Origin of the sequence: Pseudomonas sp. SK3(2021) (assembly GCF_016772375.1) — a bacterium.
GTDB lineage: Bacteria > Pseudomonadota > Gammaproteobacteria > Pseudomonadales > Pseudomonadaceae > Aquipseudomonas > Aquipseudomonas chlororaphis_I.
Genome location: NZ_CP061943.1, coordinates 1518061 through 1539335, shown reverse-complemented (window position 1 = coordinate 1539335; position 21275 = coordinate 1518061). Strand labels below are relative to the sequence as shown.

At 60.0% G+C, this 21275-nt stretch carries 19 protein-coding genes and 1 pseudogene; 2 read left to right on the top strand and 18 right to left on the bottom strand.

The annotated features are described in order from the left end of the window. Positions 1 to 16 precede the first annotated feature (16 nt). Positions 17 to 340 (top strand): ferredoxin FdxA, encoded by a 324-nt coding sequence (gene fdxA, locus IF690_RS06845; RefSeq protein WP_023969808.1) that lies wholly within the window; start codon positions 17 to 19, stop codon positions 338 to 340. A 189-nt stretch (positions 341 to 529) separates the two neighbouring features. Here fdxA and IF690_RS06840 read toward each other — a convergent pair whose 3' ends face one another. The 11 genes and pseudogenes from IF690_RS06840 to IF690_RS06795 all read right to left on the bottom strand — a co-directional run bounded on the left by IF690_RS06840 (position 530) and on the right by IF690_RS06795 (position 12368). Next, a complete protein-coding gene (locus IF690_RS06840; RefSeq protein ID WP_202699428.1) occupies positions 530 to 3616 on the bottom strand; it encodes a beta strand repeat-containing protein in 3087 nt (1028 codons plus the stop codon). Between the two features lie 248 nt (positions 3617 to 3864). After that, a pseudogene (locus tag IF690_RS06835) lies at positions 3865 to 4559 on the bottom strand (IS3 family transposase); the annotation flags it as partial. Next, positions 4543 to 4680, bottom strand: a complete 138-nt coding sequence (locus IF690_RS29260) for a hypothetical protein (RefSeq protein ID WP_502710165.1) — start codon at positions 4678 to 4680, stop codon at positions 4543 to 4545. The gene IF690_RS29260 and the pseudogene IF690_RS06835, both read right to left, overlap by 17 nt. Positions 4681 to 5171: 491 nt before the next feature. Continuing rightward, the gene (gene rpoS, locus IF690_RS06830) at positions 5172 to 6176 is read right to left on the bottom strand and encodes an RNA polymerase sigma factor RpoS (RefSeq protein WP_007924026.1); all 1005 of its coding nucleotides are present in this window, start codon (positions 6174 to 6176) and stop codon (positions 5172 to 5174) included. 106 nt (positions 6177 to 6282) lie between these two features. Next, positions 6283 to 7116 (bottom strand): peptidoglycan DD-metalloendopeptidase family protein, encoded by an 834-nt coding sequence (locus tag IF690_RS06825; protein ID WP_202699426.1) that lies wholly within the window; start codon positions 7114 to 7116, stop codon positions 6283 to 6285. Positions 7117 to 7325: 209 nt separating this feature from the next. Further along, positions 7326 to 7961 (bottom strand): protein-L-isoaspartate(D-aspartate) O-methyltransferase, encoded by a 636-nt coding sequence (locus tag IF690_RS06820; RefSeq protein ID WP_193725245.1) that lies wholly within the window; start codon positions 7959 to 7961, stop codon positions 7326 to 7328. 41 nt (positions 7962 to 8002) lie between these two features. After that, on the bottom strand, positions 8003 to 8752 hold the full coding sequence (surE, locus tag IF690_RS06815) for a 5'/3'-nucleotidase SurE (RefSeq protein ID WP_202699425.1): 750 nt from the start codon (positions 8750 to 8752) through the stop codon (positions 8003 to 8005). Further along, positions 8740 to 9798: a tRNA pseudouridine(13) synthase TruD gene (gene truD / locus IF690_RS06810; RefSeq protein ID WP_023969805.1), complete on the bottom strand. Its 1059-nt coding sequence runs from the start codon at positions 9796 to 9798 to the stop codon at positions 8740 to 8742. The genes surE and truD overlap by 13 nt, the downstream gene beginning before the upstream one ends. After that, complete coding sequence (ispF, locus tag IF690_RS06805) at positions 9795 to 10268, bottom strand: 2-C-methyl-D-erythritol 2,4-cyclodiphosphate synthase (protein WP_007924033.1); 474 nt, start codon at positions 10266 to 10268, stop codon at positions 9795 to 9797. Before ispF ends, truD begins: the two co-directional genes overlap by 4 nt. Positions 10269 to 10320: 52 nt before the next feature. Beyond that, a complete protein-coding gene (gene fghA / locus IF690_RS06800; RefSeq protein WP_189635829.1) occupies positions 10321 to 11172 on the bottom strand; it encodes an S-formylglutathione hydrolase in 852 nt (283 codons plus the stop codon). Between the two features lie 83 nt (positions 11173 to 11255). Then, a complete protein-coding gene (locus IF690_RS06795; RefSeq protein WP_016705316.1) occupies positions 11256 to 12368 on the bottom strand; it encodes an S-(hydroxymethyl)glutathione dehydrogenase/class III alcohol dehydrogenase in 1113 nt (370 codons plus the stop codon). A 108-nt stretch (positions 12369 to 12476) separates the two neighbouring features. On the opposite strand from IF690_RS06795, the gene IF690_RS06790 reads away from it, so the two are divergent. Beyond that, positions 12477 to 13373 carry a LysR substrate-binding domain-containing protein gene (locus IF690_RS06790; protein WP_023969803.1) on the top strand — a complete coding sequence of 299 codons (897 nt, stop codon included), beginning with the start codon at positions 12477 to 12479 and terminating at the stop codon, positions 13371 to 13373. Between the two features lie 50 nt (positions 13374 to 13423). On the opposite strand, the gene ispD is transcribed toward IF690_RS06790, so the two are convergent. From ispD to IF690_RS06755, 7 genes are all read right to left on the bottom strand, one after another. Further along, on the bottom strand, positions 13424 to 14131 hold the full coding sequence (gene ispD, locus IF690_RS06785) for a 2-C-methyl-D-erythritol 4-phosphate cytidylyltransferase (protein WP_202699423.1): 708 nt from the start codon (positions 14129 to 14131) through the stop codon (positions 13424 to 13426). Further along, entirely contained in the window at positions 14128 to 14406 is a 279-nt protein-coding gene (gene ftsB, locus IF690_RS06780) for a cell division protein FtsB (protein ID WP_007924039.1), read from the bottom strand. The genes ispD and ftsB overlap by 4 nt, the downstream gene beginning before the upstream one ends. Before the next feature lie 173 nt (positions 14407 to 14579). Next, positions 14580 to 15869, bottom strand: coding sequence for a phosphopyruvate hydratase (gene eno / locus IF690_RS06775; RefSeq protein WP_009042397.1), 1290 nt, complete (start codon positions 15867 to 15869; stop codon positions 14580 to 14582). Positions 15870 to 16026: 157 nt separating this feature from the next. Then, positions 16027 to 16872: a 3-deoxy-8-phosphooctulonate synthase gene (kdsA, locus tag IF690_RS06770; protein ID WP_009047224.1), complete on the bottom strand. Its 846-nt coding sequence runs from the start codon at positions 16870 to 16872 to the stop codon at positions 16027 to 16029. Between the two features lie 5 nt (positions 16873 to 16877). After that, positions 16878 to 18509 carry a CTP synthase gene (gene pyrG / locus IF690_RS06765; protein WP_202699421.1) on the bottom strand — a complete coding sequence of 544 codons (1632 nt, stop codon included), beginning with the start codon at positions 18507 to 18509 and terminating at the stop codon, positions 16878 to 16880. Positions 18510 to 18783: 274 nt separating this feature from the next. After that, complete coding sequence (tilS, locus tag IF690_RS06760; protein ID WP_202699414.1) at positions 18784 to 20112, bottom strand: tRNA lysidine(34) synthetase TilS; 1329 nt, start codon at positions 20110 to 20112, stop codon at positions 18784 to 18786. Positions 20113 to 20231: 119 nt separating this feature from the next. Beyond that, positions 20232 to 21179, bottom strand: coding sequence for an acetyl-CoA carboxylase carboxyltransferase subunit alpha (locus IF690_RS06755; RefSeq protein WP_202699412.1), 948 nt, complete (start codon positions 21177 to 21179; stop codon positions 20232 to 20234). Between the last annotated feature and the right edge of the window lie 96 nt (positions 21180 to 21275).

The following is a 21275-nucleotide window of genomic DNA, read 5'->3' as shown; positions in this document are numbered from 1 at the left end:
GAGGAGAGAATTAGAAATGACCTTCGTCGTCACCGACAACTGCATCAAGTGCAAGTACACCGACTGCGTAGAAGTCTGTCCGGTGGACTGCTTTTACGAAGGCCCGAACTTCCTGGTGATTCACCCGGATGAGTGCATTGACTGCGCGCTGTGCGAGCCTGAATGCCCCGCTGTAGCGATCTTCTCCGAGGACGAAGTTCCGGAAGAGATGCAGGAATTCATTCAGTTGAACGTTGAGCTGGCCGAAATCTGGCCCAACATTACTGAAAAGAAAGATTCCCTGCCCGATGCCGAAAAGTGGGATGGTGTCAAAGGCAAGATCAAGGATCTCGAACGCTGATTGCCTCGCGTTCCCCCCAAAAGGCCCCTTGCGGGCCTTTTTGCTGTTCCGGATTCACTTTTACATGTCTCGTCCTGAAATAGGTGTAAACCTTATTCAGGACGAGACAATGCATAAAAAAGGGATGAATCCCTCAATGGACTCATCCCTTTCACTGGGCAACCTCAACAGGTTGAGAACATCAACCGATCAACCGAACATGGCGAACGCATCACTATTGGCTGGCAGACTGATGATTTGGTTGTCCGCCGTCTGGATCTGCTCGATGGTGTCGGAGCCGGCGAACCAGTCCTTGAGACGCACACCTTCCTGTGGAATATCCCCGACAGCAACGCTCGACCGGTGCAGGTAGAGGTCATCGCCGACACGATCCACCAGCAGCTCGCTGGCGCTGATGTTCGACAGGATCAGCTTGTCGCCGCGGCTGGCACCGTCATCCTGGATGGTCGCCAGGGCCCGAGTATTGACGGTGTAAGTGTCGTCGCCCTCGCCGCCAAACGCCGAACCGCCACCCTGCAGAACCAGCCTGTCGTCGCCTGCCCCGCCGAACAGCAGGAAGCCCGAACCGGTACCAGTCAGCAGATCGTTGCCTTCACCACCGTCGGCCATGCCACGCACCACCGTGATGACGTCGCCGCCCGCCTCTCCATAGGCACGGCTGCCTTCGTCATTGACCACCGTGACGATGGTGTCGTTGCCGTTGCCGCCATACAGGATGTCGGCCTGCGGACCGCTGGTCAGGCCATCAAGGCTGAACGGCCCGATCTGGGAAACCAGACCGCCGTAGAGGTAGTCGTTGCCGTCACCACCGTAGATGACATCGTTACCCAACCCGCCTTCCAGATAATTGACGCCGGCATCGCCGGTCAGGCTGTCATTGAAGTGACTGCCCACCACACGCTCGATGTTGGTCAGCACGTCGCCCTCGGCATCACCGCCCTGGTTGACGTTGGTTTGCAGATTGATCGTGACGCCCGTCGCACTGGTGATGTACCAGGCACTGTCCTGGCCTTCGCGACCATCGATGATGTCCGCGCCGAGTCCCCCCATGAAGACGTCCCCCAACCGCGAGCCCAGTAGCGTGTCGTTGAAGTGGCTGCCCTGGAAGATTTCAATGTTGGTGTAGGTATCACCCGCCGCATCGCCCTGGTTGGCCCCACTGGTCAGGTCGATAGTGACAGCACTGTCCGCCAGCTCATAACTGACCAGATCCTGACCCGCGGCACCGTCCAGCCCCATGGCGGAAGTTGCACCGTAGAAGATGTCATTCAGGTTGGAGCCCCTGATCGCTTCGATGTCGATATAGGTATCACCGGCCGCGATCCCGGAATGCACACCGGTTTTCAGGTTGATGCTCACCGCCACTTTGCTGTCAAGGTAGCCTGCGGTGTCATAACCGGCGCCGCCGATGAACTGATCGGCGCCCGCGCCACCGTACAGGGTGTCGTTGCCCGAACCACCGGTGATGACGTTGTCGAGGTCGTTGCCATAGCCGATGAAGGCCTTGTTACCGAGGTAGGTCAGGCGCTCGACGTTGGCCGCCAGAACGGTACCGCTCGGATTGATCACGGTCACACGCACTTCGTCGTTACCGCCACCGGCCTGCTCGACGATCGTCGGCGTCACGCCGGTGCTGATGTAGTAGATATCGTCGCCCGCGCCACCCTCCAGGCGGATCGCAGTGGCGGTGGCATCCGGACCGGAAGTCAGGATGTCGTTGAACGCCGAACCGATGACATTCTCGATGCTGGTCAGGGTAGTGCCTTCAGCGTCCCCGCCCTTGCCCACTGCACCGATACCCAAACGGACTTCAACATTCACCCCGGCAGACGATGTGGAGTAGTCAACGGTGTCGACACCCGCCCCACCATCGAAGTCCATGCCCCCGCCGTTACCCACGAAGGTGTCACTGTAGTTCGAACCCTTGATCGTCTCGATCTCGGTATAGGTGTCGCCCACGGCGATGCCGGTGTTCATACCCGTCTTGAGGTTCACCGTCACCCCGGCCTTGCTGTCGGTATAACCAGCAATGTCCACGCCGGCACCGCCAATGAACTGGTCAGCGCCCGCGCCACCGTACAGGGTGTCGTTGCCCGAACCACCGGTGATGACGTTGTCGAGGTCGTTGCCATAGCCGATGAAGGCCTTGTTACCGAGGTAGGTCAGGCGCTCGACGTTGGCCGCCAGAACGGTACCGCTCGGATTGATCACGGTCACACGCACTTCGTCGTTACCGCCACCGGCCTGCTCGACGATCGTCGGCGTCACGCCGGTGCTGATGTAGTAGATATCGTCGCCCGCGCCACCCTCCAGGCGGATCGCAGTGGCGGTGGCATCCGGACCGGAAGTCAGGATGTCGTTGAACGCCGAACCGATGACATTCTCGATGCTGGTCAGGGTAGTGCCTTCAGCGTCCCCGCCCTTGCCCACTGCACCGATACCCAAACGGACTTCAACATTCACCCCGGCAGACGATGTGGAGTAGTCAACGGTGTCGACACCCGCCCCACCATCGAAGTCCATGCCCCCGCCGTTACCCACGAAGGTGTCACTGTAGTTCGAACCCTTGATCGTCTCGATCTCGGTATAGGTGTCGCCCACGGCGATGCCGGTGTTCATACCCGTCTTGAGGTTCACCGTCACCCCGGCCTTGCTGTCGGTATAACCAGCAATGTCCACGCCGGCACCGCCAATGAACTGGTCAGCGCCCGCGCCACCGTACAGGGTGTCGTTGCCCGAACCACCGGTGATGACGTTGTCGAGGTCGTTGCCATAGCCGATGAAGGCCTTGTTACCGAGGTAGGTCAGGCGCTCGACGTTGGCCGCCAGAACGGTACCGCTCGGATTGATCACGGTCACACGCACTTCGTCGTTACCGCCACCGGCCTGCTCGACGATCGTCGGCGTCACGCCGGTGCTGATGTAGTAGATATCGTCGCCCGCGCCACCCTCCAGGCGGATCGCAGTGGCGGTGGCATCCGGACCGGAAGTCAGGATGTCGTTGAACGCCGAACCGATGACATTCTCGATCCCGGTCAGGATATCGCCTTCGGCATCACCACCCCGCCCGACCAATCCGACACCCAGGCGCACATCCACTTTGACCCCTTCAGCAGACGCCGAGTAATCGATCGTATCGACGCCGGCAGCACCATCGATCCTGTCTGCCCCGCCACTGCCCTTGATGACATCATTGCCCCCCAGGGCATTGATCTCATCATCGCCACTGGTACCCGTCAGCGTGTCCGCGCCGTTTGTCCCATTTATGACTGCCATCATTTCTTCCTTGCCTTGTTTGTGAACCGGTACGGGCCTGCGAGGTGATCACACGTCATCACGGCGCAGTCTTCGAAAACAGAGAATGGGTTGATATCGACAGGAAATCCCCAATGCATGAGCCATGGAGAGAAAATCTATCAAGACTGATGCTCATACGAATTTCAAAGGCAAAAAAGGCGACTGCAAAGTCGCCTTTTTTTCAGGGGATTGTCTAGTCCTGAAATAGGTTTACACCTATTTCAGCCTCAAAACGCCCGATGCATCGCATCGGGCGTTTTGTATTTCAGCGACAGATGAGGTCGCTCGTTGTTATAGATCTGCACCGACTCGTGCACCATTAGGATGGCCTCTGCAAAGTCTTTGGGGCGATGCAGCAATAACTCGGCTTTCAAAATCCCCTTCACACATTCAGCCAGCGCATTTTGGTAGCAGTCGTAGCCATCGGTCATTGAGCAAGTGATGCCGTATTTGGCATGCAGCGGTTGATAAAGCTCGGAGCAGTATTGGCTGATGCACCAAGCGTTGCTCAGTTGTCCGCTGCTTGAGGGCGTTACTGAACGCCTGGATCACCCATTCAGTGTGCAAGCCTTCATGAACATGATGCCCCACGATTTTTCGAGAGTACGCATTGGTGATCACGCTCAGGTAAGCCACACCCGTTTGTGTCGGTAAGTAGGTGATATCCGCTCCCCATACTTGCTCTGGCGCCCTGGCGATTATCTGTATAGGCCCTTCTTTGAGCAGGTTGGGATGCCGGCGAAAGCGATGATGGCTGTCCGTCTTTTATATAGGCCCGCCTGCGCGGAACCAGTGCGCACTGATCTCGCAAGATATCGAGCAAACGCTCTCGACCAACCTATACAGACACTTCTGGCTCAGTGTGTATTAGCTTGTGAAGCTTTCGGGTGCCAAGGCGTGGTTGTCTAAGTCGCTTTTCCCTGAATGCCGTAGCGCTCTTGAGCCTCCTTATAACTCAACTCGCCTTTTTCGACCTGATCGACGACCGACAATTTAAAGGTCCGTGTGTAGTCACGCTGACTGCGCCTTTTTCCTGCATTCATTACTCCCTCCTGAGAATGGGTCAGAAGGTGTAAATCTTATTCAGGACAAAACAAACAGGCAAAAAAAGGGGCGGTATGACCCGCCCACCTTTTTTCCCTAGTCCCTGTGTTCCTTTTCATCATCCTGATGAATCGCGTCCTGCGATGTCCTGTCCATCATCCTTGATGGCTGTGTCTATCCGTCGACACAGGGCTGATATTAGAGCGTTTCCATGACAGAGCAATGGCACTGACAGGCAGGAAAAGTGTCGAACACAGCTCTACAACTTAAAATAAGTTCTTATTAATCAACTGGATAACTAAAAACCCCAGGTCAAACAGACAACTTTCATACTGCATAAAAACCGAACACTTACGAAAGAGTAAGCCTTTGCTTACATGCTCTTTCAGCTATTGAACACGCACCTGCGTACTTCATCTGGCTCCTATCGATCACCCAATAAAAAGCCCCGAACGTGTCGGGGCTTTTCACGGCAGGATTGCTCGTACCGTTACTGGAACAGCGACTCGCTGGAGAGGCCGTTCTTCTCGAGGATCTCACGCAGACGCTTGAGACCTTCGACCTGGATCTGGCGTACCCGTTCTCGGGTAAGCCCGATCTCCAGGCCCACATCTTCCAGGGTGCTGCTCTCGTGGCCGCGCAAGCCGAAGCGGCGAACGACCACTTCACGCTGCTTGTCGGTCAATTCGGAAAGCCACTGATCGATGCTTTGCGACAGGTCGTCATCCTGCAGCAGCTCGCACGGATCGGTAGGACGATCGTCGGTGAGGGTGTCCAGCAGGGTTTTATCCGAATCCGGACCCAGCGAGACGTCGACTGAAGAAACCCGCTCGTTCAAGCCCAGCATGCGCTTGACCTCACCCACCGGTTTCTCCAGCAGGTTGGCGATTTCTTCAGGGGAGGGTTCATGGTCGAGTTTCTGTGTCAGCTCCCGTGCTGCCCGCAGGTAGACGTTGAGCTCTTTGACCACATGAATCGGCAGCCGGATAGTCCGGGTCTGGTTCATGATTGCCCGTTCGATGGTTTGACGGATCCACCAGGTGGCATAGGTCGAGAAGCGGAAACCGCGCTCCGGATCGAACTTCTCCACCGCCCGGATCAAACCGAGGTTGCCCTCTTCGATCAGGTCCAGCAGCGAAAGCCCACGATTGACATAACGTCGGGCGATTTTCACCACCAGACGCAGGTTGCTTTCAATCATGCGCTTGCGCCCAGCCGGATCGCCACTTTGCGACAGACGCGCAAAATGAACTTCTTCTTCCGGAGAGAGCAATGGGGAAAAGCCGATTTCATTGAGATACAGCTGCGTCGCGTCGAGCGCTCGCGTGTAATCAATGTACTTGTGTTGTTTCAATGAAGCGGAGTGTTTGGATTTGGCACGAACTGAAGGTACAGCAGATCCCTCATTCGACATCGAATCAGTGGCGATATCCGTCTCCATAAGGAGAACTTCATCGTCGATGTCAAACTCCGGCACTTCTTTACTGAGAGCCATTGTTATAGTCCTTTGGTGAGTTCGACCTCAGGCTCAAGCGACGCCTTTATCCTTGGCAGCGCTGGAACCTGTTCCCTCTACGTGACGGAACAGGCTTGGTAACGGATCAACGACGTGGCAGGAATTGCAGCGGATCTACAGGTTTACCTTGTCGGCGAATCTCAAAGTGCAGTTTCACCCGGTCTGTACCAGTTGATCCCATCTCGGCAATTGTCTGTCCGACTTTGACCTGCTGCCCCTCCCGAACCAACAGCCTACGGTTGTGGCCGTAAGCACTGACGTAGGTATCGCTGTGTTTGATGATGACCAGTTCGCCGTAGCCCCTTAAGCCACTCCCGGCGTAAACCACCGTCCCATCAGACGCAGCTAAAACAGGCTGTCCCAAATCCCCGGCGATATCAACGCCTTTATTCAAACTACCGTTTGAAGAGAATTTTCCAATCAGAATACCGTTCGCAGGCCAGCCCCAGCCCTTTGGCGCGGGGCCTGCGGGCGGTATTGGAGCCGGCGCGGGCTGGCTCGCAATCGTTGGCGCGGCCCCTGCCGGACGACGAATTACCGTGGTTTTACTTGAAGAAGATGCACTGGAAGCCGACTTTGTCACCACTGCTGTCGGTGCCGAACCCGAGCGACCGTCGAAGCGGATGGTCTGCCCAGGGTGAATGGTGTAGGGCTCGGCGATATTGTTGCGCGCGGCCAAGGCCTTGTAGTCCCAGCCATAACGGAAGGCGATCGAAAACAGGGTGTCGCCGCGACGAACCGTGTATTGCCCCGTGGTCACCGTCGGGCGCTGCGGTACCGCACTGGTGCGATCGACGACCCGGGCGCTGCTCGACTTATTGCTCGAACACCCGACCAACAGAGAACTCAAGACAAGGCCAATCACCAGTCGCTGAAAGCTTGTTGTACCCATACGCTGCGCAATGACTGTGAGACTCACCCGCCGCTCCCTTTGTGGTGGTTGAAGATAAATAGTGCCTGGCTCAGGCATAAAATGTCGCAAGTATAACCGGCCACCCGCGCTTTACTCCCGGCAAAGCGAAATCGGCAACTACAGGCATATCGATCAGGGCTCAAGGTTACTTAACCGATTGATCAAGCTGTAAGACCAAGCCGATCAGACAGAATTCACCCGCTCCAAACAAATGCTCAGGCCAACGGCCCGTTGAGCAAGGGAACGAAACGAACCGCGCCGAGAACCTGCCGCGAAAACCCCTGTTCTTCACGAATGACCAGCATCAGTTGCTGTACTTCGCCGGCCCCGACCGGAATCACCATCCGGCCACCCGGCGCCAATTGGTCCAGCAGGGCCTGAGGGATGTCGGTGGCGACCGCCGTCACGATAATCCCGTTGTACGGCGCCAGCGCCGGCCAGCCTTCCCAGCCGTCGCCCCAGCGGAATACCACGTTGCGCAGGTTCAGCTCGACCAGGCGTTCCTTGGCCCGATCCTGCAATACCTTGATGCGCTCGACCGAGAACACCCGCTCCACCAGTTGCGACAACACCGCTGTCTGGTAACCCGAGCCGGTGCCGATCTCCAGCACCTTGTCCAACGGGCCGGCCGCCAGCAGCAACTCGCTCATGCGCGCCACCATATAAGGCTGCGAGATCGTCTGGTTGTGCCCGATCGGCAAGGCCGTGTCTTCATAGGCGCGATGCGCCAGGGCCTCGTCGACAAACAGATGCCGCGGCGTACGCCGAATGACTTCCAGCACCCGGGCGTTGGACAAGCCTTCATCGTAAAGACGCTGGATCAGGCGTTCGCGGGTACGCTGGGAAGTCATCCCGATACCGCGACGCAACAAATCGTCCTGTTCGCGAGCCATCAGCGCAGCCCCTCCAGCCAGCCATCAAGACTTCTGAAAGCATCATTGAAGGTGCGGTCGAGCTGCAACGGCGTGATCGAGACATAGCCCTGCATGATGGCGTGGAAGTCCGTACCCGGGCCGCCGTCCTCGGCGTCCCCCGCCGCGGCGATCCAATAACCGGCCTTGCCGCGCGGGTCGACCGTCTTCATCGGCGCCGCCGCCCGGGCGCGATGGCCCAGACGGGTCAACTGAATGCCACGAATGTGATCGAGGGGTAGATTCGGGATGTTCACGTTCAGCACGGTACGTGGTGGCAGATCCAGCTGCCCGTGGGCCTCGACCAGTTTGCGGGCGAAATAGGCAGCCGTCGGCAGGTTGTCCGTCAGACGCGAGACGAACGAAAAGGCGAACGCCGGAAGCCCCAGAAAACGCCCTTCCAGGGCCGCGGCGACGGTGCCGGAATACAGCACGTCGTCACCCAGGTTCGCCCCGAGGTTGATTCCGGACACCACCATGTCCGGATCGCGCTCCAGCAGCCCGTTGAGGCCCAGGTGCACGCAGTCGGTGGGGGTGCCATTGATACTGATGAAACCGTTACTCAAGGTATGCGGGTGCAACGGCCGGTCCAGCGTCAGCGAACTGCTGGCGCCACTTTTGTCCTGGTCCGGGGCGATCACCACACACTCGGCGTAATCCGCCAGCGCAGCATGAAGCGCGGCGAGACCGGGTGCTGTTACACCATCGTCGTTAGAAATCAGAATACGCATGGGCTGTCCGTCTGCCCCACCGGCACCAGATCGACGAGTTCACGCACCAATACGGTGGCGAAGCATCCGGCCGGCAGGACGAATTCCAGTTGCAGAATGTCAGGCTCGGGATAATGCCACGTCAACCCGCCAATGGGCAGCCGCAGGATGCGACGTTCGTGGCTCATTCCGGCTTTAATCAACCAATCGCGCAGATCCGCTTCGCCGGCAGCCACCTGCTGCTCCAGCAGATGCGTTGCCCCGGCGGCAGGCGATTCACCCTCGCCCCACTGCGGGCCGGTCGGGTGCAAGTCGAGGATGGCCAGGCGCGGATCGCTGCATTCGGCTTCGCCGGCCGGGAAAAAACTGCGGCTGTCGGTGAAGGCCAGCAGGTCGCCGACCTGGGCCCGCTGCCAGCTGCCATCGGCCACGCGCGCCGCCAGCACCTGGTTGAACAGATAGCTGCGCGCGGTGGAAAGCAGCCGCGAACGCACGTTGCGCTGTTCCGGCAAGGCCTTGCGGGCGGCCCAATCGCGGGCATCGACCAGGTTGCCGCCGTTGTGGCCAAAACGCTGGGCGCCGAAATAATTGGGGATGCCGTGTTTGGCGATCGATTGCAGGCGCTCTTCGATTCCCACCTTGTCTGCCTGCAATTCGGTCAGGCGCAGGGTAAAGCCGTTGGCCGCATGGGCGCCGCGTTGCAACTTGCGCTTGTGGCGGGTCAGCTTGAGGATCTTCAACGTGTCGTTTTCAGCCGCCGACAGGTCGGGGTCGGCCTTGCCAGGCAGTTGGATGCTGAACCACTGCCGGGTCAGCGCCTGGCGATCCTTCAAGCCGGCATAGCTGACGGTGCGCAACGGCACGCCCGCGGCCTTGGCAATCCGTCGCGCCGCTTCTTCGGTGTTCAGGCCGCGCTTTTCCACCCACAACCACAGGTGTTCGCCTTCGCCGGTCAGGGGAATGTCCAGGACTTCGTCGACCTGGAAGTCTTCGGCGGTGGCCTTCAGTACCGCGCGGCCCAGGGCTTCACCATAGGCCCGCGGGCCCAACAGTTGCAGTTCGTTCATGCGCGCAGCAACAAGGCAACGGAATGTACGGCGATGCCTTCTTCGCGCCCGACGAAGCCGAGCTTTTCAGTGGTGGTGGCCTTGACGTTCACTTGATCCAGCTCGACTTGCAGATCCGCGGCGATCAGCGCGCGCATCGTTTCAATATGGGGGGCCATCTTCGGCGCCTGGGCCACGATGGTGTTATCGACGTTGCCGACCTTCCAGCCCTTGGCATGGATCAGTGCGACGACATGACGCAACAGCGCACGGCTGTCGGCGCCCTTGAACTGCGGATCGGTGTCCGGGAAATGTTTGCCGATGTCGCCCAGTGCGGCCGCACCCAGCAAGGCATCGCTCAGAGCATGCAACAGCACGTCGCCGTCGGAGTGGGCGAGCAGCCCGAAGCTGTGTGCAATACGCACACCGCCCAGAGTGATGAAATCGCCTTCAGCGAAACGGTGCACATCGTAGCCGTGGCCAATACGCATAAAAAAACGCCCTGATTGAGTCAGGGCGTGATTCTACCTGCTTTGGCGGACATTAGGCGCTCAGAGCGCGCGCATGATGCTGCAGGTGGTCGCCAATGAAGCTGGCGATGAAGAAATAGCTGTGGTCGTAGCCGGGTTGCAGGCGCAACGTCAACGGATGCCCCGCGGCTTTCGCCGCCTGTTGCAGTACTTCGGGCTTGAGCTGATTGGCCAGGAAATCGTCACGATCGCCCTGGTCCACCAGCAACGGCAGCTTTTCGCTGGCCTCCTGAATCAGCACGCTGGCATCCCATTCGCGCCAACGGGAACGCTCTTCGCCCAGATAACGGGAAAAGGCTTTCTGCCCCCACGGGCAATCCATCGGGTTGCTGATCGGCGCGAAGGCCGATACCGACTGGTAACGTCCCGGATTGCGCAACGCGCAGACCAGAGCACCGTGGCCGCCCATGGAGTGCCCACTGATGCCGCGCTTGTCCGAGGCCGGGAAATGCGCCTCGACCAATGCCGGCAGCTCCTGCACCACATAGTCATGCATGCGGTAATGCTCGGCCCAGGGCTGCTGGGTGGCATTCAGGTAGAACCCGGCCCCCAGGCCGAAGTCCCAGGCGCCATCCGGATCGCCCGGCACGCCAGGGCCACGCGGGCTGGTATCCGGCGCGACGATGATCAACCCCAGCTCGGCGGCCAGGCGCTGGGCGCCGGCCTTTTGCATGAAGTTCTCGTCGGTGCAGGTCAGGCCGGACAACCAGTACAGCACCGGCAGTTTACCGCCCTGCTCTGCCTGTGGCGGCAGGTACACGGCAAACACCATGTCGCAGCCCAGCACCTCGGAATGATGCTTGTAGCGTTTGTGCCAGCCGCCGAAGCTTTTCTGGCAGGACAGGTTTTCCAGACTCATGGGCATTTCAGCCGCATGCTTCAAGCGTCAAGCTGCAAGTTGGCGGTGATCGCTCTTGCAGCTTCTGGCTTGCCGCTTGCCACTGCTCCTTAGAAATGAATGACGGTACGGATGCTCTTGCCTTCGTGCATCAGGTCGAAGGCCTTGTTGATGTCCTCCAGCCCCATGGTGTGGGTAATGAAGGTGTCCAGCGGAATTTCGCCGGTCTGGGCCATTTCCACATAGCTTGGCAGCTCGGAACGGCCACGCACGCCGCCGAACGCCGAACCGCGCCAGACGCGGCCGGTAACCAGTTGGAACGGACGGGTGGAGATTTCCTGGCCGGCACCGGCCACGCCGATGATCACCGACTCGCCCCAGCCTTTGTGGCAGCACTCCAGCGCGGCACGCATCAGCTGCACGTTGCCGATGCATTCGAAGGAAAAGTCCACGCCACCGTCGGTCATGTCGACGATGACCTCCTGGATCGGCCGGTCGAAGTCTTTCGGGTTCACGCAATCGGTGGCGCCCAGCTGTTTGGCGATTTCGAACTTGGCCGGGTTGATGTCGATGGCGATGATCCGGCCAGCTTTGGCTTTCACGGCGCCGATCACCGCCGACAGGCCGATGCCGCCCAGGCCGAAGATCGCCACGGTGTCGCCGGCCTTGACCTTGGCGGTGTTGATGACCGCGCCGATCCCGGTGGTGACGCCGCAACCCAGCAGGCAGACTTTTTCCAGAGGCGCCTCTTTAGGGATCTTGGCTACCGAGATTTCCGGCAACACGGTGTACTCGGAAAAGGTCGAGGTGCCCATGTAGTGGAAAATCGGCTGGCCTTTATAGGAGAAACGGGTGGTGCCGTCCGGCATCAGGCCCTTGCCCTGGGTGGCGCGGATCGCCTGGCACAGGTTGGTCTTGCCCGACAGGCAGAATTTGCACTTGCCGCATTCCGGGGTGTACAGCGGGATCACATGATCGCCCACCGCCACCGAGGTCACGCCCTCGCCGATGGCCTCGACCACGGCACCACCTTCGTGACCGAGGATCGACGGGAAGATGCCTTCCGGGTCCGCCCCGGACAGGGTGTAGGCGTCGGTATGGCAAACGCCGGAAGCGACGACCCGCAACAACACCTCGCCGGCCTTGGGCATGGCGACATCGACTTCAACGATCTCAAGGGGTTTCTTGGCCTCGAAGGCAACGGCAGCGCGCGACTTGATCATCCTGGGTCTCTCCAGCGAATAAAAACGAGACAGGGAGTGTAAAACAGCGCCTGGCGATGAATAATTCGAACAAAAGCAAAACATTATTGCCGTACAGGGATAATCGTCATGAATGAGAACCGCTGGGAAGGCATCGATGAGTTCGTCGCCGTGGCCGAGTGCAGCCAGTTCACCGCCGCCGCCGAACGCCTCGGGGTGTCGTCTTCTCATATCAGCCGGCAGATCGTCCGCCTGGAAGAACGACTGCAGACCCGCCTGCTGTATCGCAGTACTCGCCGGGTGACCCTGACCGAGGCCGGGCAAACTTTCTTGCAGCATTGCCAGCGCCTGCAGGACGGGCGCGAAGAGGCGTTGCGCGCCGTCGGCGACCTGACCAGCGAACCCAAGGGCATGCTGCGCATGACCTGCGCAGTGGCCTACGGCGAGCGTTTTATCGTGCCGCTGGTCACCAGTTTCATGGGGCTTTATCCGCAACTGCGGGTGGATATCGAACTGAGCAACCGCCCCCTGGACCTGGTGCATGAAGGCCTGGACCTGGCGATCCGCCTCGGTCGCCTGCAGGATTCACGACTGGTGGCGACCCGCCTGGCGCCACGTCGCATGTACCTTTGCGCCTCGCCGTCCTACCTGGAGCGTTATGGCCGCCCCCACAGTCTGTCGGAGTTGAGTCGGCACAACTGCCTGATCGGCAGCTCGGACATCTGGCAGCTGGAGCAGGACGGGCGCGAGTTCTCCCAGCGGGTGCAAGGCAACTGGCGCTGCAACAGCGGGCAGGCCGTGCTGGATGCAGCGCTACAGGGGGTCGGCCTCTGCCAGCTACCGGATTATTACGTACTGGAACACCTGCATCAGGGCAGCCTGATTTCCCTGCTCGAGGCGCATCAGCCGCCGAATACCGCGGTGTGGGCGCTGTACCCGCAACAACGGCATCTGTCGCCCAAGGTGCGCAAGCTGGTGGACTATCTCAAGGAGGGGTTGGCCAAACGGCCGGAGTACCAGGATTGATCCGTAGCGGCTACCCCAGCCGCAGCTACAAGAATCAGCAAAACCAACGCTCAGCGGCGATTGGCCCAACGCTGGCGCAGCCACTCCAGGTCTTCCGGGCGGGTCACCTTGAGGTTGTCCGAACGTCCTTCGATCAGGCGCGGCGCCTGGCCGGCCCACTCCATTGCCGACGCCTCATCGGTAATCGCCACATCCGCCACCAGGCTGTCGGCCAAGGCGCGATGCAAGGCGCCAAGACGGAACATCTGCGGCGTATAGGCTTGCCAGATCAGGCTGCGATCCACGGTTTCCAGCACTCGGCCGTGCTTGTCGATCCGTTTCAGGGTGTCCCGGGCCGGCACCGCGAGCAGGCCACCCACGGGGTCATCCGCCAGTTCGCTCAGCAACTTGTCCAGGTCATCCCGGGATAGGTTCGGCCGTGCGGCGTCGTGAACCAGCACCCAGTCTTCATCGGCAGCGCCCTGGGCGTGCAGATGGAGCAAGGCATTGAGGACCGATCCGGAACGCTCCGCGCCACCTTCGACCCGCTGGATCCGTGGGTCGTTGGCACAGGCCAGGGCCGGCCAGTAAGGATCGTCAAGCGCCAGGCTGACCACCAGCCCCTTCAGGGCAGGATGGTCGAGGAAACAACCGAGGCTGTGTTCGAGAATAGTGCGCCCGCCCAGTTGCAAATATTGCTTGGGACGGTCCGCGGCCATGCGGGCACCGACGCCCGCGGCAGGAATCACGGCCCAGAAGGCCGGTAGAGACTGAATCATTGGGCCAACTGGTAGAGGGTCTCGCCCTCCTTGACCATGCCCAATTCATGACGAGCCCGCTCTTCCACGGTCTCCATGCCTTTCTTCAATTCCATGACTTCCGCGTCGAGTACACGATTGCGCTCCAGCAAGCGCTCGTTTTCAGCGCGCTGATCGGCAATTTGCTGAGTCAGGTCGGTTACCTGCGCCAAGCTGCCATTCCCCACCCAGAGGCGGTACTGCAGGCCAGCCAGCAGCAAGAGCAAGACGAGGAACAACCAATTGGGACTGCGCATCGAATATCGGGTATCCAGTGAAAAAAGACAGCCATGCCAACAACTTCGAACCTACTGACAGCATGAAGCCTGGAAGAACCAGGCTTGTGCTCTTAAGGCATCAGATTAGTGGTAAAAAACCTCGCTGATGCGATTTTTCTGACCCAATCCGGTGTCTTTGTACCATCTACCGCTTAACCGCGAAACTCACTGCGGCCGTTGTACTTGGCCTTGCCATTCAATTGCTCTTCGATACGCAGCAATTGGTTGTACTTGGACACACGGTCGGAACGGCACAGCGAACCGGTCTTGATCTGGCCAGCCGAGGTGCCCACGGCCAGGTCGGCAATGGTCGAATCTTCGGTTTCGCCGGAACGGTGCGAAATCACTGCAGTGTAACCGGCTGCCTTGGCCATCTGGATGGCTTCCAGGGTTTCGGTCAGGGTGCCGATCTGGTTGAACTTGATCAGGATCGAGTTGGCGATCTTCTTGTCGATGCCTTCTTTCAGGATCTTGGTGTTGGTCACGAACAGGTCGTCACCTACCAGTTGGGTCTTCTCGCCGATCTTGTCGGTGAGGATCTTCCAGCCAGCCCAGTCGGACTCGTCCAGACCGTCTTCGATGGAGATGATCGGGTAACGCTCGGTCAGGCCCTTGAGGTAGTCGGCGAAACCTTCAGCGGTGAACACCTGGCCTTCGCCGGACAGGTTGTACTTGCCGTCTTCGAAGAACTCGCTGGCCGCGCAGTCCAGAGCCAGGGTCACGTCGGTACCCAGCTTGTAACCGGCGTTGGCCACGGCTTCGGAGATCACTTTCAGGGCGTCTTCGTTGGAAGCCAGGTTCGGCGCAAAACCACCTTCGTCACCCACGGCGGTGCTCAGGCCACGAGCCTTCAGCACGGCTTTGAGGTGATGGAAAATCTCGGTGCCCATGCGCAGGCCTTCGGAGAAGGACTTGGCGCCAACCGGCTGCACCATGAACTCCTGGATGTCGACGTTGTTATCGGCGTGCTCGCCACCGTTGATGATGTTCATCATCGGCACCGGCATCGAGTAGACACCCGGGGTGCCGTTCAGGTTGGCGATGTGTGCGTACAGCGGCAGGTCCTGGTCCTGTGCCGCCGCCTTGGCCGCGGCCAGGGACACGGCGAGGATCGCGTTGGCGCCCAGGGTTGCCTTGTTGTCGGTACCGTCCAGCTTGATCATCGCCTGGTCGAGGGCTTTCTGGTCGCTTGGATCTTTACCCAGCAGCAGGTCACGGATCGGACCGTTGATGTTGGCTACGGCCTTCAGTACACCCTTGCCCAGGTAACGGCTCTTGTCGCCATCACGCAGCTCCAGCGCTTCACGCGAGCCGGTGGAAGCACCGGACGGCGCGCAGGCGCTGCCGATGATGCCGTTATCGAGAAGCACGTCCGCTTCGACGGTGGGGTTGCCACGGGAGTCGAGAACTTCACGACCTTTGATGTCGACGATTTTTGCCATTGTTGTAAACACTCCAAAGTTGACGAAAACGACGCAGCTGAAGGGAATTTCTTTACCGCCGGCAAGCAGGGAACAGGGGGCAGACTTGCGGACGATAAGGCTCAGGCCCGCGGGCCTGAGCATTTAATCGTGCGGTACTTTACCGGAGAAATCGGTTTTACGCGGTCTCTACCGTCGGAAAACTCTTAACCAGTTCGTCCAGGGCCTTGAGCTGGGCCAGGAAAGGTTCGAGCTTGTCCAGGCGCAGGGCGCATGGACCGTCGCATTTGGCGTTGTCCGGGTCCGGGTGGGCTTCCAGGAACAGGCCGGCCAGGGACTGGCTCATGCCGGCCTTGGCCAGGTCGGTGACCTGGGCACGACGACCGCCGGCCGAGTCGGCACGACCACCGGGCATTTGCAGCGCGTGGGTCACGTCGAAGAACACCGGGTATTCGAACTGCTTCATGATGCCGAAGCCGAGCATGTCCACCACCAGGTTGTTGTAACCGAAGCTCGAACCACGCTCGCAGAGGATCAACTGATCGTTACCCGCTTCTTCGCACTTGCTCAGAATGTGCTTCATTTCCTGGGGCGCGAGGAACTGGGCTTTCTTGATGTTGATCACCGCACCGGTCTTGGCCATCGCGACCACCAGGTCGGTCTGGCGCGACAGGAAGGCCGGCAACTGAATGATGTCGCAGACCTCGGCGACGACCGCGGCCTGGTAGGGCTCGTGGACGTCGGTGATGATCGGCACACCGAAGGCTTGCTTGATGTCCTGGAAGATGCGCATGCCCTCTTCCAGGCCAGGACCACGATAGGAAGTCACAGAAGACCGGTTGGCCTTGTCGAAACTGGCCTTGAACACGTAAGGGATACCGAGCTTTTCGGTGACCTTCACGTACTCTTCGCAGACCTGCATGGCCATGTCACGGCTTTCCAGCACGTTCATGCCACCGAACAGCACCATGGGCTTGTCGTTGGCAATCTCAATGTCGCCGACGCGGATGATCTTCTGTGCCATCGGGGTTACGCCTTCTTCTCGTGTTGAGCCAAAGCGGCCTTGACGAAGCCACTGAACAGCGGATGGCCGTCACGTGGAGTCGAGGTGAACTCAGGGTGGAACTGGCAGGCGACGAACCATGGATGGTCCTGCGCCTCGACCACTTCAACCAGCGCGCCATCGCCGGAACGACCGGAAACCTTCAGGCCGGCGTCGATCAGCTGTGGCAGCAGGTTATTGTTCACTTCGTAGCGGTGACGGTGGCGCTCGACGATCACATCCTTGGCGTAGCAATCGTGCACCTTGGAACCGGCTTCGAGCAGGCATTCCTGGGCGCCGAGACGCATGGTGCCGCCCAGGTCGGAAGCTTCGGTACGGGTTTCGACGGCACCGGTGGCATCTGCCCACTCGGTGATCAGGCCGACGACCGGGTGACCGCTGGCGCGATCGAACTCGGTGGAGTTGGCGTCCTTCCAGCCCATGACGTTACGAGCGAACTCGATCACGGCCACTTGCATGCCCAGGCAGATACCCAGGTAAGGCACTTTGTTCTCGCGAGCGTACTGGACGGCGGTGATCTTGCCTTCCACGCCACGCAGGCCGAAACCGCCTGGAACCAGGATCGCATCGACGCCTTCGAGCAGCGCGGTGCCCTGGTTCTCGATGTCTTCGGAATCGATGTAACGCAGGTTGACCTTGGTGCGGTTGGTGATGCCGGCGTGGCTCATCGCTTCGATCAGCGACTTGTAGGCATCCAGCAGCTCCATGTACTTGCCGACCATGGCGATGGTGACTTCGTGCTCGGGGTTGAGCTTGGCGTCGACCACTTTTTCCCACTCGGACAGATCGGCACCGTTGCATTGCAGGCCAAAACGCTCGACGACGAAATCGTCCAGACCCTGGGCGTGCAACACGGCCGGGATCTTGTAGATGGTGTCGACGTCTTCCAGGGAGATCACCGCACGCTCTTCAACGTTGGTGAACAACGCAATCTTGCGACGCGAGGACACGTCCACCGGATGATCGGAGCGGCAGATCAGCACGTCAGGCTGCAGGCCGATGGAGCGCAGCTCTTTCACCGAGTGCTGGGTCGGCTTGGTCTTGGTCTCGCCAGCGGTGGCGATGTACGGAACCAGGGTCAGGTGCATCAGCATTGCGCGCTTGGAACCGACTTCGACGCGCAGCTGGCGGATGGCTTCGAGGAACGGTTGCGACTCGATGTCACCCACGGTGCCGCCGATCTCCACCAGGGCCACGTCGGCATCGCCGGCGCCCTTGATGATGCGACGCTTGATTTCGTCGGTGATGTGCGGAATCACCTGGATGGTGGCGCCCAGGTAATCACCACGGCGCTCTTTGCGCAGCACGTGCTCGTAGACACGACCGGTGGTGAAGTTGTTGTTCTGGGTCATGGTCGTGCGGATGAACCGCTCGTAGTGGCCCAGGTCCAGGTCGGTCTCGGCGCCGTCGTGGGTGACGAACACTTCACCGTGCTGGAACGGGCTCATGGTGCCCGGGTCGACGTTGATGTACGGGTCCAGCTTGAGCATGGTGACCTTAAGTCCCCGCGCCTCCAGGATGGCCGCCAATGAAGCCGAGGCAATGCCTTTCCCCAATGAAGAAACAACACCGCCCGTGACGAATATGTAGCGCGTCATGAAAAACCCTAGAAGTCTGCGTTAAAGCGGTCCGAGCCGCCGGGGAAAGCGAAGGAAGGCCGAAGCCCCCGATCACCTGCATTAATCACAGTGCACCTTTCAAAAAAACCGCCGCGTTGGGACAGACCGGAAGAGAAAACACCGGTACGTTGCTCGCTACACATTTTTTGGAATCGCCCAGCAAAGACTGCTTGGTAATCGGCAACTCCTGCAATTCAGGCGAATCCACAGAAGTTGTATCAAGAAGGGAGCGTAGTCTACCGGAAAGGGACTTTCAGCTCAAACCTTGATCGCTCGAAGGCGGTTGCCAATGCAATTGCCAACCTTCATGGGCATTTGCGTCAAGACCTGGCAGGTTCGCCACCGCAAGCAGTTGCTCGCCTCGATACAGCAGCGGCAATCTGCCACGGACGAAGGCAGGCAGTCCTGCCTCGTTGAGCAGGCGCTTGAGGTCGCGGTGACCGCGCCCGGGCAATTGCATCACCTCGCCCCCCTGACGGTAACCCACCTGCAAGGGCCCTTGCGGCGCCTTCCCAGTGAAGTGCAACTGCCCATTGCCTGGTAACGACAGGGGCGCAGCAGTATCGAGCCAACTCGGTACAGGCAGTGCAGGTCGCAGCCAGCTTTCCGACAACCACCAGACGCGCCCTGCCGCCCGCTGCAACTCGCCCTGCCCCAGCCGCCATACCGGGCGGCTGTCGCCCGCAGCATCGCGCAGCGCCTGCCAGCCCGCCCAGTGGTCGCTGTCGGGCAACGGCGTGAACCGGCTCAGCCAGTGACTCAGGGCATTGCGCTGACGCGCCTCCGACAAGCCGACCAAAGGCGCCAGTGCCAGGGATGGCAAGCCCAGCCACTCGAACTCGGCGCCCCCAGGGGCCTCTTGCAGATCTATGATCGCCAGCTCATCCAGCAACTCCCGGGCCTCACGCAAATGCGCCGCGCTGCGCGCCATGCTGCTGGCCGCTTGTGGCCAGCGAGCGGTCAGCAACGGGAACACCTGATGACGCAGGTAATTGCGAGAGAACTGCCGGTCCTGATTGGAGGGGTCGTCGATCCAGTGCAGCTGGTGATCACGAGCGTAGCGCTCCAGCTCATCGCGGGAGACGTCGAGCAAAGGCCGCAGCAAATGCCCCCGCCCCAAGGCACGCGCCTCCGGCATGGCGGACAAGCCCCTGACGCCGGCCCCACGCAGCAGGCGGAACAACAGGGTTTCCGCCTGATCGTCACGGTGCTGGGCCGTCAGCAACAGTTCATGGTTGCCGGTTACCTCTTCGAACGCGGCATAACGCGCTTCCCGTGCGGCGCGCTCCAGGCTGGCCCCCGGTTGCACCTGCACCGCCACTATTTGCAACGGCACCCCCAAAGCTTCGCACTGGGCTCGACAATGCTCCGGCCAGGCGTCAGCCGCAGCCTGAAGGCCGTGATGCACATGGATGGCGGTCAACGGGGGAAGTGTGTGTCGCTGCCTGAGTTCGGCAAGCAGATGCAGCAGGACGGTGGAGTCGAGGCCACCGGAGAATGCGATGCGCCAGACCGATCGATCCAGCCAGGGCAGGAGGCGCTGCAGCAGTTTTTGCGTAAGGACGGTATCGAATGGGCTCATGAATGGACCGGTTCCTGCGTAGAGACCGAGCTTGCTCGCGGTGCCTGAAAAGCCTCGACCCGAATGGCCGAGGCGCCCATTTCGCGAGCAAGCCCGCCCCTACAAGGAGCGTCGATCTCTCAGAGACCGTAGCTCATCAGGCGATCGTAACGACGCGCCAGAAGGGTGTCGTTATCCATCTTCTTGAGCATCGCCAGCTGGGAAGTCAGCTCGGCGCGGATCAGAGCAGCAGCTGCAACCGGATCACGGTGCGCGCCACCCAGCGGCTCGCTGATGACCTTGTCGACAATGCCCAGGCCTTTCAGGCGCTCGGCGGTGATGCCCATGGCTTCGGCGGCATCCGGTGCTTTCTCGGCGGTTTTCCACAGGATCGAGGCGCAGCCTTCCGGCGAGATCACTGCATAAGTGGAGTACTGCAGCATGTTCAGCTGATCGCAGACACCAATGGCCAGCGCACCGCCAGAACCGCCTTCACCGATCACGGTGGCGATGATCGGGGTTTTCAGGCGCGCCATGACCCGCAGGTTCCAGGCGATTGCCTCGCTCTGGTTGCGCTCTTCGGCATCGATGCCCGGGTAGGCGCCCGGAGTGTCGATGAAGGTCAGGATCGGCATTTTGAAGCGTTCGGCCATTTCCATCAGGCGGCACGCCTTGCGATAGCCTTCAGGACGCGGCATACCGAAGTTGCGACGGACTTTCTCGCGCACTTCACGGCCTTTCTGGTGGCCGATGATCATGACCGGCTGGTCGTCCAGACGAGCAATACCACCCACGATCGCAGCGTCGTCGGAGAAGTGACGGTCGCCATGCAGTTCGTCGAATTCGGTGAAGATGTGCTCGATGTAGTCCAGGGTGTACGGACGACGCGGGTGACGCGCCAGGCGTGCGATCTGCCAACTGGTCAGCTTGCCGAAGATGTCTTCGGTCAGGGTGCTGCTCTTGTCCTGCAGGCGGGAGATCTCATCGCCGATATTCAGCGAATTGTCATTACCGACCAAGCGCAACTCTTCGATCTTGGCTTGCAGGTCGGCGATCGGCTGTTCGAAATCAAGAAAATTCGGGTTCATAGGCGTCCGTCTTGGGTCGACGTCCAAGAGTGCTTGGGCCGGCCGGTTGTCTATTCGCGCCCTACCTTAAGGGAGAGGCGCGTTCAGGTCGAGATT